The sequence below is a fragment of the Rahnella perminowiae genome (assembly GCF_019049695.1).
Taxonomy (GTDB): Bacteria; Pseudomonadota; Gammaproteobacteria; order Enterobacterales; family Enterobacteriaceae; genus Rahnella; species Rahnella perminowiae.
This window is the reverse complement of the sequence record NZ_JAFMOT010000174.1, coordinates 98727-113273: the sequence shown is the minus strand read 5'-3', so window position 1 is coordinate 113273 and position 14547 is coordinate 98727. Positions and strand designations below refer to the sequence as shown.

The following is a 14547-nucleotide window of genomic DNA, read 5'->3' as shown; positions in this document are numbered from 1 at the left end:
TTATAATTCAGGCGCATTACGTTGTGCAGGGGATAAAGGTTCAGAAAACATTTGCCTCATCCCTTTAGTCAGTGGTGACATGAGATATTTCATAATGCTGTGCCGGCCGGTAATGATATTTGCGTCCACCGTCATACCGGGCATTATTTTAATTAAGTCCTGAGGGGGTATTTCAAATTTTACAATGACTTTGTAGTATCGGATCATAGAACCGTTGACAGACTCCTCATAGGAATCAGGACTGATCTGTTCAATAGTCCCTTTATAGGGTTTGGTGCCCGACATCATAAAGGACAGGACATTGATATTGACCTTGCCCCCAATGAACACCTGATCACGATCTTTAGGCATCACTTTGACTTCTGCCTGCATCAGGGTTGAAAAAGGTTTTATTTCGAACAAAGCATCCGCCGGCTGTATGACGCCGCCTTTCGTAGATGCGCTTTTATTTATCTGATAGATGACGCCATCAATCGGAGATTTAACATTCGTCTCCTGTAACTGACGTGATAATATTTTAATCGTCGACTCACACATCGCCAGTTCTTTCTGAGCTTCGGCAAGATCTTTCGAAAGTGAATTACGCAGTTCATAGTCTGCGTTATTCATTTCACTGTTAATGAAATCAACTTCATCTTTTTTTGATGAAATCTGGTTATCCAGGTCAATCAGCTCAGAATTCAGCCGCACTGCGGACTGTTTTTTATCTAACAGGTTGGTGTAGGAGCTGATGCCTTTTTTGACCAGAGGAGACAGAATATTAATTTCTTCCTGCAGCAACCCCAGTTCACTCTTCTTACTGATTTTTGCCACATTCAGTCCATTGATATCTGAAGACAGTCCGGTAATTTTGACTTCCTTAGTTCTGATCTGGCTCTTCACCATCTGAATATTACTGATAATGTCTTTATTGATCAGATCGCTTACGTTAAGCGCAGTGATTTTATTTTCACTGGATAACACCTTGGTGAGTTCTTCAATACTTTTTTTCAAATATTCAGATTGGGTAAAGTAGCGGTCATATTCTTTCTGCACATCCAGGTTTGAGACCCTGGCGAGAATCTGGCCTTTTTTAATGACATCACGTTCGGAGACAAAAATCTCCTCTATTGTCCCACCTTTAGAAAGGGAAACGATTTGAGTATTATCTTTCGTGGCAATAATACCCTGCCCATGTACAACGGAGTTTACTTTTACCAAACTGAAAAGAATAATGATCAGGAACGTCATGATCATTATGACCATCATCAGATGGTCACTTTGTTTTCTGTTCATCGCAAAAGAGACCTTGATCCCGGTTTTATGACATCATTTTGCAGTTGCAATACTTTGAGCAAAGTCGAAATCTGCGACATCTGTTCAAGCTTGGACTGGTAGATGCCGTACGTCGATTCAATCATGGATATGTGAGCCTGGAAAAGTTCATTGCGACTGGAAATAACATCCAGCAATGATTTTTGCCCAAGGTTGAATTCTTCTTTGTATAACTCCGTCATTTTACCGGCGTTATCATAGGAGCGCTTTGCAATATCAAGGGCTTCCAGATTGGAGCGATATTTCGACAATGACACATCAATGCTATTGCGAGTTTTTAAAATAAAATCATCTGCTTCCAGTTTTGACTGACCATAGCGGGCAGCAAACTTGCTTTCTTCTGACTGATTTTTGAAACCATTGAAGATATTGAATCCTATTTTCACGCCAACTCTAACTTCATCTCGATAATCTTCCGGCTCAGCATCTGCGGAAGGATTATTGTCGGTATAGTTGATGTTCGCATCTATCGTCGGATAGTTAGCAGCTTTAGCTGCTTTAATATCTGAATATGCCGCATCAGTATTTTTTTGCAGAGACTTCCAGGTCGGATTATCCCGCATTACCTGTTTAATCACGCTTTTACTGTCGGTATCAAATTTGTAACTGTCAAAAACATCAGGTAAACGGGAAATATTTTCCAACGTGACTGCATCACCTGTCATATTACGGATTTTAGCCAGTTCGGTGTCTGCCTGCGAACGATACGTTAATTCCTGCGTGCTTAACGCATCGATGGATGCCTGGACTTTACGTAAGTCTGACTGCATCGCCACCCCTGAATTGATGAGTTCAGAAAAATCATTCAGCATTTTTTTGTAGAAAATCTTTTCTTCATCAATACTTGCCAGGATATTTTTTAGTTTTTCAATATTGAGAAAAGCATCTGTCGTTTCTTTCGCAGTTGTGTTCATGCTTTGCAAGAAATCACTGGCACTGCTTTCTTCAACACTTTCAGATTTCTCAATATTGTTACTCCTCACACCAAAATCGGCGATCCGATAGGCAAGACTGATCTTATTTTCGATATTATTCTCGTCTCCGTCGCTTTTATTTTTTTGCGAAGTTTCCGATGTTGCATCCAATGTCGGATAAAGGGAAGATTTGCTCATATTCGTTTCCTGATGCCGACGTTCGATATCAAGAAAAGAAATAGCCACCGAAGGCTGAGCTTCCAGCGCGTGTTTTACCAGGACCGTAAGAGGATAGGCTCCGCTGTCCTGAACCGCGCGCTGTGAAGCGAAAGCCGGCACAGACAATACGGTAATACCGATCATTAATGAGATTATCGAGATTTTCACGGTTTTTTCTTATCCTTCAATACCAGCACATCTTTTTGCAAAGAACATTGCATATCGGCAATTTGGGAGAACAGAGGTGCGAACGTTTTCAGATGTCCCTGGATATGGCTCTGAGTTTCACTGTGCAGGTCGGTATTTTTCAATTCATGAAGAACAATGTGTTCATCCATTTTGTTCAGCTGCAGATGATTCTTTTCATGTATGATTTGTGTGGTGGCATGCAGGTCGGTGAGCGAGTTTTGTAAACTGCTTGTTTCTTGCAAAAGCGTTTCCTGACTGCGCCCGATATCTTGCTGAGAAAGGTTTAACGCTTTTAGCTGACCTTCCTGAGCATCAAGCTGTTCATGCTGACTGACCAGAAGAGCATGCTGACCGGAAACCTGCTGCTGTGTGGCAGTAATGGCTGTGTGCTGATCGGTTAATTGCAGATTTGCATTCATGACACCCTGATGGATTTCATTTAACTGGCCCGCGCCCCTTTCGCAGACGGTCAATAATGACGTTTCAAATTGTGCGCGCTGTGTATGGCTGATGTTGTCCTGCTCGACCATGCTGTGCAGGGTATTATTCGAGTCTGCGCACATATTCAGTAAACGATCCTGGAAGCTGAGCAGCGTATCTTTAATGTCACTGACCATTTCATCCAGCGATGAAACAATGCGCAGAGTGCGGGTCTTTGCGGGTTGATGTTTGCGCTTCATTTCACGAATGAATTCGAGCTTAGTATCGCGCAGCGTCACGTTGAGACGGACGAACGCATTGCGAACCAGCGAGCTCATGACGTTCAGAAGAATGGCGCTGACCACACCATAAATTGAAGAAACAAACGCCGTATTCATACCCCGGAGAGGTTCAGACAAAGAAGAGACAACGTTCACGATGATCTTCAGAGTATCCGCATCATTCCCTCCCCCTATTTGTGATTTATCAAGCAAGGAGATAACCGACGCAATGGTCAGCGAGAGACCCGCAAACGTGCCCAGCAGACCGATCATGGTGGAAATATTGGCGCAACTTAAAATCGCAGACATGCGTTGGTTGTGTTTACGGTTCACACTTTCATCAATGTTTTCATACACTGACAGTAATGTGTCATCGTCAAGACCGTGCTCTTTTTTAAAGACAATTTTATTCGCATCCCCTAACAGGTGAGCTGTTTTTTTATCGTCTTTTGTTTTTAATACAGTGTCGCATCTGTTTATTTCAATAAATGATGATAATACGATCACACAACCGATGGCATACACAATGATGACGACAGTATTATAAAATGCTGCGACGGCATAAGTGCCGATAATATAACTTCGGACACCAGGAACGATCATGAGTATCAAAGGGATTAAGGCAATAAATAAAGCACCCAAAAAACCCATTTTATTCTTCAGGAAAATACCACTTTGTTTAATGTAATTCATTATGTTACTCAGTTTTTGTAATGACAGCGCTGTTATTCATAACAGCAGCATCGTTGATCACTGAAATAGCGACGTCCTGATTAGCTTCAGTCTCTTTCACAATTTTCAAAAGAATAATTCCCCGCTGATAAGCAAGTCGCATAGCATCGGAGACGGAAATAGATTTTTCGACATTGGTATATACCTTGACAGAAGCAGCTTTATTATCAGCCTTTAACCATTCATTCAATTTATCTATAATTTCAGGGGAATAACCCTGTTCCATTTTTTTAAAATGAATAATAAATTGATTACCTTTTATCTCATATGCCGGATTTTCTTTTTGCACATCAAACTTGCCGTTAGCGTTTTGCACCGGCGTGCCTCCTTGTTGTGCCAGCGTTATGACTGTCTGGTTTTCCTTTTGCTCTTCAGTTTGAGCCGGAGATTGTTTCCCCTCGTTTTCTGCTACGTCGGTGGAATGATTTCCCGGGACATTTTCAGCAGATTTGCTCATATTTTTTTGCGACTCTACGGGCTTGGGTAATGCCGTTTGTTCAGGTAATCCCTTTGCGGTATATGTCGCCGAGGGGGTTTCAGGAACATAATGTTTTTTAGCGCTTTCATACATCGTCAACATGCTGTTGAGAACAAATACCAACATCAAAAAAATGAAGATGCATAAAACCGTAGAGAAGGCATCCACAAAGGTGGGCCATGGGTTACTTTCTTCCATATATCATCCAGACAGTGAAACGATTAAATAATCTATTCAGAAATTGTATATTTCCCAGGCCAGGATATCCTCTTACTTAAGTATTAAGCATTGCTAAATATCTTGTATCCTGTTGAAAATATAGAATTATCCGACCCATCACCGGATGATATTTCAGTAAAACGAAAGCGTAAGTGACAGGGGTTATAAACCAAAACACATATCGAAAGTTGTAGATTACGGATGGCTGACACGTCAGCTTCCGCTCAGCTATTGATCTGATGATTTAAAGACAATAAGCCTGTGGGAAAATATATTTTCAGAGGGAATATTTGGAAGAAAATAGGATCAGAGGGAGTGAAAAAGAGTATGTCGCCAAACCTTAGAAAGACGACATACAAAGCTGAAAGTACCCGGTTTAAGTACAGTCAGAAAAATGTCTGCATACCTGCGGTAAAGGCAGGCAGCGATAATGAAGAGTGAAGGTTTGGCGCGTAAAATTACGCGCCGGAGAGTATTACGAATTCATCTGGAACAGGGACATCCCCTGCATGGCGCTGTATGTCTTATACGATGCCTGAAGCGCGACCTGCTGCAATGTATAGGTTGAAATGGCGGAGGTCCACTCTGTATCTACCAGGTTACTGAGTTTGGTGGAGTTCGCCAGGTCACGGTTGTCGCCCAGCGTATCGAGATTGTCCAGTTCATCCATCTGCGTACCCAGCTCTGAACGCACGGAAAGTACGTTGTTGAGTGAGTTACTCAGGCCACGGTTGGCTTTATCAATGGCATCGGTGTATTGCGTATCCGTGGTGTTAGCCGCCGAAGGCGTTTTCAGCGCGGTCAGTGCACCGTCGATGGTTTTGAACACATCTGTCTCACTCGGCGAGCCGTCCGGTTCGGCTTTCGCATCACCGGTTAATGAATCAAAAATCTGGTTACCGGTATGGTTGATGGTCATCGTCCGGCTGGCATCAACCTGCTGCGTAATGGACGTCGTACCCCCGGAATAGGTCACCGCACCCGTTGTGGCGTCCTGCGTATACGGCGCGGTATCACTTTTGTAGCCGGCGAAAATGAAACGGCCGTTACCGTCAGTGCTGTTCGCAAGGTTCAGTAACTGCGATTTCAGGCTTTCCAGTTTGGTCGCCAGAGAAGAGCGGTCATCATCGCTTAAAGAACCGTCACCGGCCTGAACAATCAGCGTCTGCGCAGACTGAATGGTCGAGGTCACGCTGCTTAAAACCGACTCTTCCTGACTCATGCTCTGGTTAGCAAAGGTACGGGCTACGGAAAACTGACTGTTCTCCGATTGCGCCTGACGCACCAGCACCGCCTGCGACGCCGCCAGCGGATCATCCGAAGGTTTGCTTACTTTGCTGCCGGTGGACAGCTGTAAACCTGTCGCCTGAAAGCGGTTCTGGCCATCCAGCACCGCATTCATGTTTTGGTCGTAAATCATATTGGTACTAAGACGCATGGCATCAGTTCCTTGTCAGTTCTGGGATCAGCGAATGTTGATGATCGCGTCGAATATCGTCGAAGCCGTCTTCACGACCTGCGCGTTCGCCAGATAATATTGCTGGTAACGTTGCAGATCGCCGTATTCTTCATCGAGGTTGACCCCGGAGATAGACTGCTGCTGGCTGGTGAGCTGCGTGACAATATTGGCCTGCGAGGTACTGGTAGTTGTCAGGGTGGCAACCTGGTTGCCCACGTTACTTACCATGCTGGCGTAAGCGCCTGACAGGGTGGATTTACCTTCTACCAGTTTTGCCGTTTGCAGATTCAGCAATTTCTGCGCGTTGGTGTTGTCACTCACACCGCTGTTTGCCGCGCCCGCAGCGGCGATCAATGAAGAATCACTGATGGCCACATTCATGCTGCCTGCCACGTTACTGACCGTTTTGATGGTCACGCTGTCATTGTTGTCCGGCGTACCGCTGACGGAAACAGACAACCCGTCGAAATTCATCGTCGGATTACCGCTGCTGTCGGTGCCTGCTGTCGGGGTGATTTTTGCTCCGTCGGAGACGCGTGTCACATCCCAACTGCTGCCATTATAAGCCATGGTGTAATCGCTGGCCTTCACTGCTGCCGTGTCGGTATACGCCACGCTCACTTGTGCACTGCCGGTGTTTTTGGTGTTGCCTACGGTAGTGGCACCGGTGAAGGAGAAGAAGTTCGTTCCCGCATCACCGTTGAGATCAAAACCGGCTTTGTTGGTGGTGTTGAAGCTGTCAGACAGCGCCAGCGCCAGTTGCCCGAGCTGGTTAATGGCCGGTTCCAGGTTGTCTTTACGGAAAGCCAGTGTACCGCCGAGCGAACCGGTGGTCAGACGGCTTTCCTGAATTTCAGAAACCGAACCGTCAGGTTGGGTCATGCCGACCGTCAGTTTGGAAGGATCGGCACTCGAAGCCATGGCAACAACCGTTTTGGCGTTGCCGCCACTCACCAGCGGCGTGCCGTTGGCGAAGGAAATATTGTAGGTGTCTCCGTCCTGCTGGGTCACAACCACACCGGTGACGTTGTTCAGCTGACTGACCAGTTGGTCACGCTGATCGAGCAAGGCGTTAGGTTCCTGTCCGGTGCTGCCGCGCGTTGCGGTGATCTGATTATTCAGTTTGGCAATCTGCGACGCAAAGGTGTTGATCTGGTCAACATTCTGCGTGACCTGCTGGTTAACGGCGGTATTCATGTCGTTCAGGTATTTGGCGGAACTGTTGAACTGGGCGGTTAAACCCTGAGCCTCCCCCAGAACAGACTGACGCGCCGAGCTGTCGCTGGCATTGCTGGTCAGCGTTTGCAGGCCTTTAAAGAAGGTCGACATGGTGGCATCAATACCGGTGGAGCTGTCGCCGAGCAGGTCATCAATAGAACTGGCCTGATCAAGCTGCGTTGACAGCGCGCTGCCGGTTGCGCTGGCACCCAGAAGCTGTTTCACCACGAAAGAATTGTACTCACGATTCACACCCGTCACCGTCACACCATTTCCGATATAACCGACAGGCGTCGAGGTACCATTACTTTGCGTAATAATGGCGGTCTGGCGGTTATAACCCGCCACACTGACGTTAGCGATGTTGTTCCCGGTGGTACTGAGCGCCGCCTGCGCTGCGTTCAGTCCGCTCATTGCGGTATTAATTAAGCTGCTGGACATGAGTGACCTTTTGGCTGCCGGTGACTTTTACCACCGTATAATTAAGGGAACTGAAACGGGGGTTATCCCCTTTTCCCATTCTGATCGTATTATCGGCCTGCACCGCTAAAACTTGAGAAAAAAAACGAGGATTTGCAGGACTAGAAGATATCTTTTAAATCATGGCTATAGGCCTTCACGGCCTGCTCGCCCGCGCCTTTAATTTTCTGGATCACACTCACCAGTTTGTCGGCGTAATTCGGGTCAGTTGCATAGCCGGCACGTTGCAGTGCATGTGCGGCTTGTTCAGGGGTGTTAGCTGAGGCCACCTGCGCGTAACGCGGATTATTGGTCAGTAATTTGATGTAGTCACTGATGGCTTCCACATAAGAGCCGTACACACGGAAACTGGCCTGCACTTTTTTCGCCACACCGTTGGTGTATTCCGTGGTGGTAATATTCGTGGTCGGACCGTCCCAGTTGCTGCCCGCTTTGATACCAAACAGGTTGAAGCTGCGTTTGCCATCTGCGGTCGGGATTTCACGCTGGCCCCATCCGGATTCCAGTGCAGCCTGCGCCATGATCAGCTGATGCGAAATCCCGCTGTCTTTACTGGCGACCTGTGCCGGAATGGTCAGGCTGGACACGAACTGGCCGCTGTCGGCTGGCAACGGTGCGCCGCCGGTGGTGCGGTCCGGCGCAGTCGGAATAGCTTTACGCAGATACTGCTCCATCGCCTGAACCGGCAGAGTTTTCAGCACTTCACCGTCCAGCGCCATCGGCACCGTTCCCGCCAGTTCGGACGGTTGCTTGCTGCCACCGGTCAGTTGTTCAACCATCATATCGGCCATGCCCAACCCCTTGTCGGACATGTCCTGGGCAATTTGCTGATCGTACATCGATGTATAAAGTTTGGTGGATTCGTTATCCAGAATGCCACCCTGCGGCAGAGCCTGACGCATGCTTTTCAGCATCATCTGCACAAACACGCCTTCAAACTGCTTCGCCACTTCTTTGATATGCGCCTGAGGATCCTGCGCCACATCCCGCTTCAGTTTGTTAAGGGACTGCGTGTCATACGCCGCCCCTGACATCGACATCAGATCGCTCATCAGATAATTTCCAAATCAGCACGCAGGCATCCGGCGGTTTTCATCGCCTGCAGAATGGACATCAGATCGATAGGCGTTGCGCCTAACGCGTTCAGGGTGCGGACAACATTGTTCAGGCTGGCACTGGAGCGTACCTGCTGAATCGACCCGCCGGACTGGCGGACGGAAATATTAGTGTTCGGCGTGACTACCGTCTGACCGCCGCCAAACGGCGTGTTCGGCTGGCTGACATCGTTCTGGCGATCGACCACCACGGACAGATTGCCCTGGGCAACCGCACAGTTATCCAACGTCACATCGCGGTTCATGACCACGGAACCGGTACGGGAGTTGATGATCACTTTCGCGTCCATCGGCCCGACATTCACTTCGATATTTTGGATCTGCGCCAGAATGCGCACCTGAGACGTGTTGCCACGCGGTACGACCACCTGAATATTGCGGGAATCCAGGGCGGAGGCCATGCCCATCCCCTGACGGTTGATCGCGTCGCTGATCTGCTGCGCCAGGTTAAAATCTTCATCATTGAGTTGCAGATTGATCACGCCTTCGGTACCGAAAGTACTCGGTAATTCACGCTCAATCGTCGCCCCGCCGGTGATACGCCCGCCCGAAACCTGGTTAACCGTCACGCTGCTGCCACCGGCAGACGCGCCCGCTCCGCCGACCAGCACGTTACCCTGCGCCAGTGCGTAAACCTGATTATCCACCCCTTTCATCGGCGTCATCAGCAAAGTACCGCCGCGAATACTTTTGGCGTTACCCATAGAAGAAACCACGACGTCAATCGCCTGTCCGGCGCGGGAAAACGGGGGCATTTTGGCCGTGACCATGACGGCGGCGACGTTTTTCAACTGCATGTTGGTGCCCGCCGGTACGGTAATACCCAACTGGGACAACATATTGGTCAGCGTCTGGGTGGTAAAAGGCGTTTGTGTGGTCTGGTCACCGGTGCCGTCAAGGCCCACCACCAGACCATAGCCGATCAGGGCGTTATCACGCACACCTTGTACCGTCGTCAGATCACGAATACGGTCGGCGGATGCGGGCAGTACCACCAGGGCGGACATCGCCAGACAGATAATACCGGAAAGTAGTTTTCGCATGATTGCCTCGTTATAACGGCGATAAGTTTAAGAAGAACCGCTGCAACCAGCCCATGTTCTGCGCTTCATTGATGTAGCCATTCCCGACGTACTCGATGCGTGCATCAGCCACCTGGGTGGAGATCACGGCGTTCGCACCGCTGATGGTGCGCGGGTTGACCACACCGGAGAACCGGATGAACTCAGTTCCCTGATTAATTTCAATTTGTTTCTCACCGACAACTTTCAGGTTGCCGTTGGCCAGCACTTCCGCCACCGTCACGGTCAGGGTGCCGCTGAAGGTGTTATTGGCCGCTGCGCCGCCTTTACCGGCAAAGGTATTGGCACCGGACATATCCAGATCGGCACGGGCATTGCCGAACAGGCCTTCCAGATAACGTGGCGCTGTCGCAGCACCAAAGGTGGTTGCGCCGTTACGACTGGCGTTCGCCGAGGAGCTTTTGCTCGCACTGACATTCTCCTGCAAGACAATGGTCAGCGTGTCACCCACGTTACGTGGACGGCGGTCTTCAAACAGAGGCTGATAACCGTAGTTCATCGGCTGAACTGACTGGAAAATCGAACCGTTAGGAACCGGCGGTGCCGCTGGCGCAGGGTTCGCTGTGGTTGCTCCGGGTACCAGCGGGGTATGCGGCATATACGCGCAACCATTCGCCAGTAACGTGATTAACAGCGGCAGCACCAGCTTGCCTGGTCGGTCTTTAGAAAAAGTCATTACCGACGTTATTTTTTTGGTCACCACAGTTATCGCCTTTAAAAAATCGACCTGGTAGGGATCTGAACCGGTTCAGGACAGAAGCGTTTCCGCCCCTGTCCTCTTGTTTTCAATCAACCGCTAAACGTTACAGCTGGGAAAGTTTCTGTAGCATTTCGTCCGACGTGGACACGGCTTTACTGTTAATTTCGTAAGCACGCTGGGTCTGGATCATGTTGACCAGCTCTTCCGCCACGTTGACGTTAGACGTTTCCACATAACCCTGATACAGCAGACCCGCGCCGTTCAGGCCCGGAGTGCTTTCGGTTGGCGCACCGGAGCTCTGGGTTTCCTGGTACAGGTTTTCACCCAACGATTCCAGACCGCTGTTGTTGATGAAGGTGCTCAGCGTCAGCTGCCCCACCTGCTGGGCGGCAGTCTGACCTTGTGTGGTCACACTGACGATACCGTCACGCCCGACGGTCATGCTCAGGGCATTGGCCGGGACAGTGATAGCAGGAATCACCTGATAACCGCTTGAGGTCACCAGCTGACCGTTCTGGTCAACCTGGAAAGAACCATCACGGGTATAGGCCGTCGTGCCATCCGGCAACTGAACCTGGAAGAAACCTTCCCCTTTAACGGCGATATCTTTGCTGTTGCTGGTCTGCGACAGGTTGCCCTGCGAGAATAAACGTTCCGTAGAAACCGGACGCACACCGGTACCAATCTGTAAACCGGATGGCAGATTGGTTTGCTCAGAAGACTGCGCACCAGGCTGACGGACTGTCTGATAAAGCAGGTCTTCAAATACTGCACGCTGGCGTTTAAAGCCGTTGGTGCTGACGTTCGCCAGGTTGTTGGCGATTACATCCATATTGGTCTGCTGGGCATCCAGACCGGTTTTCGCAATATACAGCGATGGGATCATGTCATTACTCCTCTGCCATCATCAGCTCATTGACAGCAGATTGTTGGCACTCTGTTCATTTTCATCGACACTGTGGATGACTTTCATCTGCATCTCAAAGCGGCGGGCGTTAGCTATCATGTCAACCATGGTGGAGACCGGATCCGCGTTACTGCCCTCAAGCGTTCCGGGCATAACGTGAATGGTCGGGTCAGCCTGTAAAGCAGCACCCCGCGCCTGAACGGTCGCCGGCGTTGGCCGGAACATACCGTCATCGCCACGGGTGACTTCATTGTTGGCCGCTTTCACCAGCTTGAGCTTACCGAGCTGACCCATCGTGTTAGGATCAGCACCGGCTTCAAGCACGGCAATCGTCCCGTCCGCAGAGACCGTAAGCTGAGAGTTCGGCGGAACTTCAATCGGGCCGTTATCCCCCATAACCGGATGACCCTGAACGGTCAGTTGGTTAGTCGGTGACACTTGCATGTCACCGTTACGGGTATACGCTTCAGAGCCGTCAGGCATCTGCACCGCAAGGAAACCGTCCTGCTGTAAAGCCACATCCAGCGGACGCCCGGTGTAGTTCAGTTTTCCCTGCGTCATATCTGCGCCCGGCGTGGACGCCGTGACCAGCGTGCGGGTTTGCAGGCTTTCACCGTCCACCGGCACTGCGCGCATCGCTAAAAGCTGCGAACGGAATCCCGGTGTATTGGCGTTAGCCAGGTTACTCGACGTCACCGACTGCTGAACCAGCGTCTGGCTGGCTGCGCCGCCTGCGGTGTAGATAGCGTGATCCATAATGCTGCCCTGTTTTCAGGTGATAGAACGCGTATTAACGCAGGTTAACCAGCGTGTTCAGGATGGAGTCCTGAGTTTTGATGGTCTGCGCATTCGACTGGTAGTTACGCTGCGCAACAATCATGTTGACCAGTTCCGCACTCAGATCGACGTTGGAAGATTCCAGCGCACCGCTGGTCATTGACGCTAAACCGCCCTGACCTGCAATGCCGGTCACAGCCTGGCCGGAAGAAGACGTCGCCGTCCACACGTTGTCACCTTCAGATTTCAGGCCTTCCGGGTTAGAGAAGTTACTCAGCACAATCTGACCCAGCAGTTGGGTTTTGTTGTTGGAGTAAGTGCCGGCAATCGTGCCGTCGTCATTGATGGTATAACCGGTCATCTGACCCGCTGCATAACCATCCTGATTCTGGGAACCGATGCTGTCGCTGCCGGTGCTCTGCTGGATACTGCCGGTGAAATCAAGAGACACCGTTTGCGGCGTTACGGTACCGTTAGTGGCGGTGTTCATTGGCAACGTCAGTGCCAGACCGGCATTGGCAGTGCCTGCCGCATTGGTTGTGCCGACCAGCGCACCACTGGTATCAAACTGCATAGCCCCAATTTTGGCGGCCGCTGAACCGGCCACGCTGCCGTCCTGTGCATAAACATCCCAGTTGTTGGCAGAAGTTTTCACGAAGTAGACGTTGTTATCGTGGGCATTACCCTGTGAGTCATAGGTGGTGATGCTGTTGACGTAGTTGTAGCTGGTGTCATCACTGCTGCTGAACGTTTTGGTGGCCGGAATAGCCTTGTCCGTTGAGTTCAGGTTAGCCACCATCGTGGCAGAAGTAGACGCTTTCGCGCTCATCATGGTGGTCGGGATGTTCAGGGCAACCGGCTGCGCACCCGCCGCAATAGTAGGCGGCGTACCTGTCGCCGGATAACCGGTGACGCTCAAACCTTGCATGTTCACCAGGTTACGGTTGGCATCCAGTGAAAACTGACCGTTACGTGAGTAATAAATGGCACCGCTGCTGTCGGACAACCGGAAGAATCCGTTGCCGCTCAGCGCGACATCCAGACCGCGGGAGGTGTTGGTGGTGGTACCGTCATTGAAGTTCTGAGTAACAGCGGCGACTTTAACGCCCATACCGGTTTGGGAACCGGCGAACATATCGGCAAAAGAGGCGGTCGCTGTTTTAAAACCGACGGTCGCGGAGTTGGCAATATTGTTACCAATCACATCGAGGTTAGTCGATGCCGCGCTCAGGCCGCTGACTGCTTGGGAAAAGCTCATATTAGCTCCATTTTACTGTGGGTAGTGTTTACAGCTCCTCCCCCTTCGCAGGGGAGGGAGCGGTCTGAGTTGCTCGCTTACAAAATCTGGCGTACAGAATCAACTTTCGCGGTTCCACGCACGCCCAGATCCAACGCGGTATTCCCGGATGAATCTGTCGTCACACCATTGACCAGCGCATAATTCAGCGGTGTTGCCACCATTTGCTGATTATTTTTCAGGGCATTGATGCTAAAGCTGTAACTGCCATTCGGTGCTTTGGTGCCATCGTCCTGTGTACCGTCCCAGGTATAGCTGTGCACGCCAGCAGTCTGTGCGCCCAGCGTAATGGTTTTCACCACTTTACCGGTGGAATCACTGACCGTGGCGGTGGTGGTATCAGAGGCCGTTTCCAGCTCAAATCCGAATGGCGTGGTGCTGACCGTGCCGTCAGTGTCGCTGCCGACCAGAATTGCGCTGCCGGACACCATCACGCCGTGGCCGATCAACGAACTGGCCTGAACCGATGAACCACTGGTGATTTGCCCGGAAATGCTGCCCAGCGTGGTATTGAGTTTTTCAATCCCGCTGACTGTGCTGATTTGTGCCAGCTGACTGGTCAGCTGGCTGTTATCCATCGGATTGGTGGGATCCTGGTTTTTCAGCTGGGCGACCAGCAGGGTCAGGAAACTGCTGGACAGATCATCCGCTGAACTGGTTCCCTTCGTAGACGAGCCGCCGGAGCTGGTACTGCTGATCGTCGTGTTATCAGTGGTGTCATTAATTGACGTGGTAATTGCCATGAT

General features: G+C 50.2%; 13 protein-coding genes. All 13 read right to left on the bottom strand.

Annotation, left to right across the window (positions count from 1 at the left end):
* Positions 1-1275, bottom strand: a complete 1275-nt coding sequence (locus J1781_RS11875) for an HlyD family type I secretion periplasmic adaptor subunit (protein ID WP_217219788.1) — start codon at positions 1273-1275, stop codon at positions 1-3.
* On the bottom strand, positions 1272-2591 hold the full coding sequence (locus tag J1781_RS11870) for a TolC family protein (protein WP_217233624.1): 1320 nt from the start codon (positions 2589-2591) through the stop codon (positions 1272-1274). Before J1781_RS11870 ends, J1781_RS11875 begins: the two co-directional genes overlap by 4 nt.
* 20 nt (positions 2592-2611) lie before the next feature.
* Complete coding sequence (locus J1781_RS11865; protein WP_217233623.1) at positions 2612-4030, bottom strand: MotA/TolQ/ExbB proton channel family protein; 1419 nt, start codon at positions 4028-4030, stop codon at positions 2612-2614.
* Between the two features lie 4 nt (positions 4031-4034).
* Positions 4035-4745: a hypothetical protein gene (locus J1781_RS11860; protein ID WP_217233629.1), complete on the bottom strand. Its 711-nt coding sequence runs from the start codon at positions 4743-4745 to the stop codon at positions 4035-4037.
* A 496-nt stretch (positions 4746-5241) separates the two neighbouring features.
* Positions 5242-6204, bottom strand: coding sequence for a flagellar hook-associated protein FlgL (gene flgL, locus J1781_RS11855; RefSeq protein ID WP_217233622.1), 963 nt, complete (start codon positions 6202-6204; stop codon positions 5242-5244).
* Between the two features lie 27 nt (positions 6205-6231).
* Entirely contained in the window at positions 6232-7884 is a 1653-nt protein-coding gene (gene flgK, locus J1781_RS11850; protein WP_217220558.1) for a flagellar hook-associated protein FlgK, read from the bottom strand.
* A 140-nt stretch (positions 7885-8024) separates the two neighbouring features.
* Positions 8025-8975 carry a flagellar assembly peptidoglycan hydrolase FlgJ gene (gene flgJ / locus J1781_RS11845; protein WP_129991814.1) on the bottom strand — a complete coding sequence of 317 codons (951 nt, stop codon included), beginning with the start codon at positions 8973-8975 and terminating at the stop codon, positions 8025-8027.
* A complete protein-coding gene (locus J1781_RS11840; RefSeq protein WP_129952763.1) occupies positions 8975-10081 on the bottom strand; it encodes a flagellar basal body P-ring protein FlgI in 1107 nt (368 codons plus the stop codon). The genes flgJ and J1781_RS11840 overlap by 1 nt, the downstream gene beginning before the upstream one ends.
* 10 nt (positions 10082-10091) lie before the next feature.
* On the bottom strand, positions 10092-10796 hold the full coding sequence (locus tag J1781_RS11835; RefSeq protein WP_129991917.1) for a flagellar basal body L-ring protein FlgH: 705 nt from the start codon (positions 10794-10796) through the stop codon (positions 10092-10094).
* 127 nt (positions 10797-10923) lie between these two features.
* Positions 10924-11706, bottom strand: a complete 783-nt coding sequence (gene flgG, locus J1781_RS11830) for a flagellar basal-body rod protein FlgG (protein ID WP_013575168.1) — start codon at positions 11704-11706, stop codon at positions 10924-10926.
* Positions 11707-11727: 21 nt separating this feature from the next.
* On the bottom strand, positions 11728-12483 hold the full coding sequence (locus J1781_RS11825; RefSeq protein WP_129952762.1) for a flagellar basal-body rod protein FlgF: 756 nt from the start codon (positions 12481-12483) through the stop codon (positions 11728-11730).
* A gap of 34 nt (positions 12484-12517) precedes the next feature.
* The gene (flgE, locus tag J1781_RS11820) at positions 12518-13762 is read right to left on the bottom strand and encodes a flagellar hook protein FlgE (RefSeq protein WP_129952761.1); all 1245 of its coding nucleotides are present in this window, start codon (positions 13760-13762) and stop codon (positions 12518-12520) included.
* A 77-nt stretch (positions 13763-13839) separates the two neighbouring features.
* On the bottom strand, positions 13840-14544 hold the full coding sequence (gene flgD, locus J1781_RS11815; RefSeq protein WP_129952760.1) for a flagellar hook assembly protein FlgD: 705 nt from the start codon (positions 14542-14544) through the stop codon (positions 13840-13842).
* Positions 14545-14547 lie beyond the last annotated feature (3 nt).

What these genes read in the sequence shown, in the direction of transcription:
- flgL (WP_217233622.1), bottom strand. Translation starts at nt 6,204, where the DNA reads ATGCGTCTTAGTACCAATATGATTTACGACCAAAACATGAATGCGGTG.
- flgJ (WP_129991814.1), bottom strand. Translation starts at nt 8,975, where the DNA reads ATGAGCGATCTGATGTCGATGTCAGGGGCGGCGTATGACACGCAGTCC.
- flgG (WP_013575168.1), bottom strand. Translation starts at nt 11,706, where the DNA reads ATGATCCCATCGCTGTATATTGCGAAAACCGGTCTGGATGCCCAGCAG.
- J1781_RS11835 (WP_129991917.1), bottom strand. Translation starts at nt 10,796, where the DNA reads ATGACTTTTTCTAAAGACCGACCAGGCAAGCTGGTGCTGCCGCTGTTA.
- flgK (WP_217220558.1), bottom strand. Translation starts at nt 7,884, where the DNA reads ATGTCCAGCAGCTTAATTAATACCGCAATGAGCGGACTGAACGCAGCG.
- J1781_RS11825 (WP_129952762.1), bottom strand. Translation starts at nt 12,483, where the DNA reads ATGGATCACGCTATCTACACCGCAGGCGGCGCAGCCAGCCAGACGCTG.
- J1781_RS11870 (WP_217233624.1), bottom strand. Translation starts at nt 2,591, where the DNA reads ATGATCGGTATTACCGTATTGTCTGTGCCGGCTTTCGCTTCACAGCGC.
- J1781_RS11865 (WP_217233623.1), bottom strand. Translation starts at nt 4,030, where the DNA reads ATGAATTACATTAAACAAAGTGGTATTTTCCTGAAGAATAAAATGGGT.
- J1781_RS11875 (WP_217219788.1), bottom strand. Translation starts at nt 1,275, where the DNA reads ATGAACAGAAAACAAAGTGACCATCTGATGATGGTCATAATGATCATG.
- flgD (WP_129952760.1), bottom strand. Translation starts at nt 14,544, where the DNA reads ATGGCAATTACCACGTCAATTAATGACACCACTGATAACACGACGATC.
- J1781_RS11860 (WP_217233629.1), bottom strand. Translation starts at nt 4,745, where the DNA reads ATGGAAGAAAGTAACCCATGGCCCACCTTTGTGGATGCCTTCTCTACG.
- J1781_RS11840 (WP_129952763.1), bottom strand. Translation starts at nt 10,081, where the DNA reads ATGCGAAAACTACTTTCCGGTATTATCTGTCTGGCGATGTCCGCCCTG.
- flgE (WP_129952761.1), bottom strand. Translation starts at nt 13,762, where the DNA reads ATGAGCTTTTCCCAAGCAGTCAGCGGCCTGAGCGCGGCATCGACTAAC.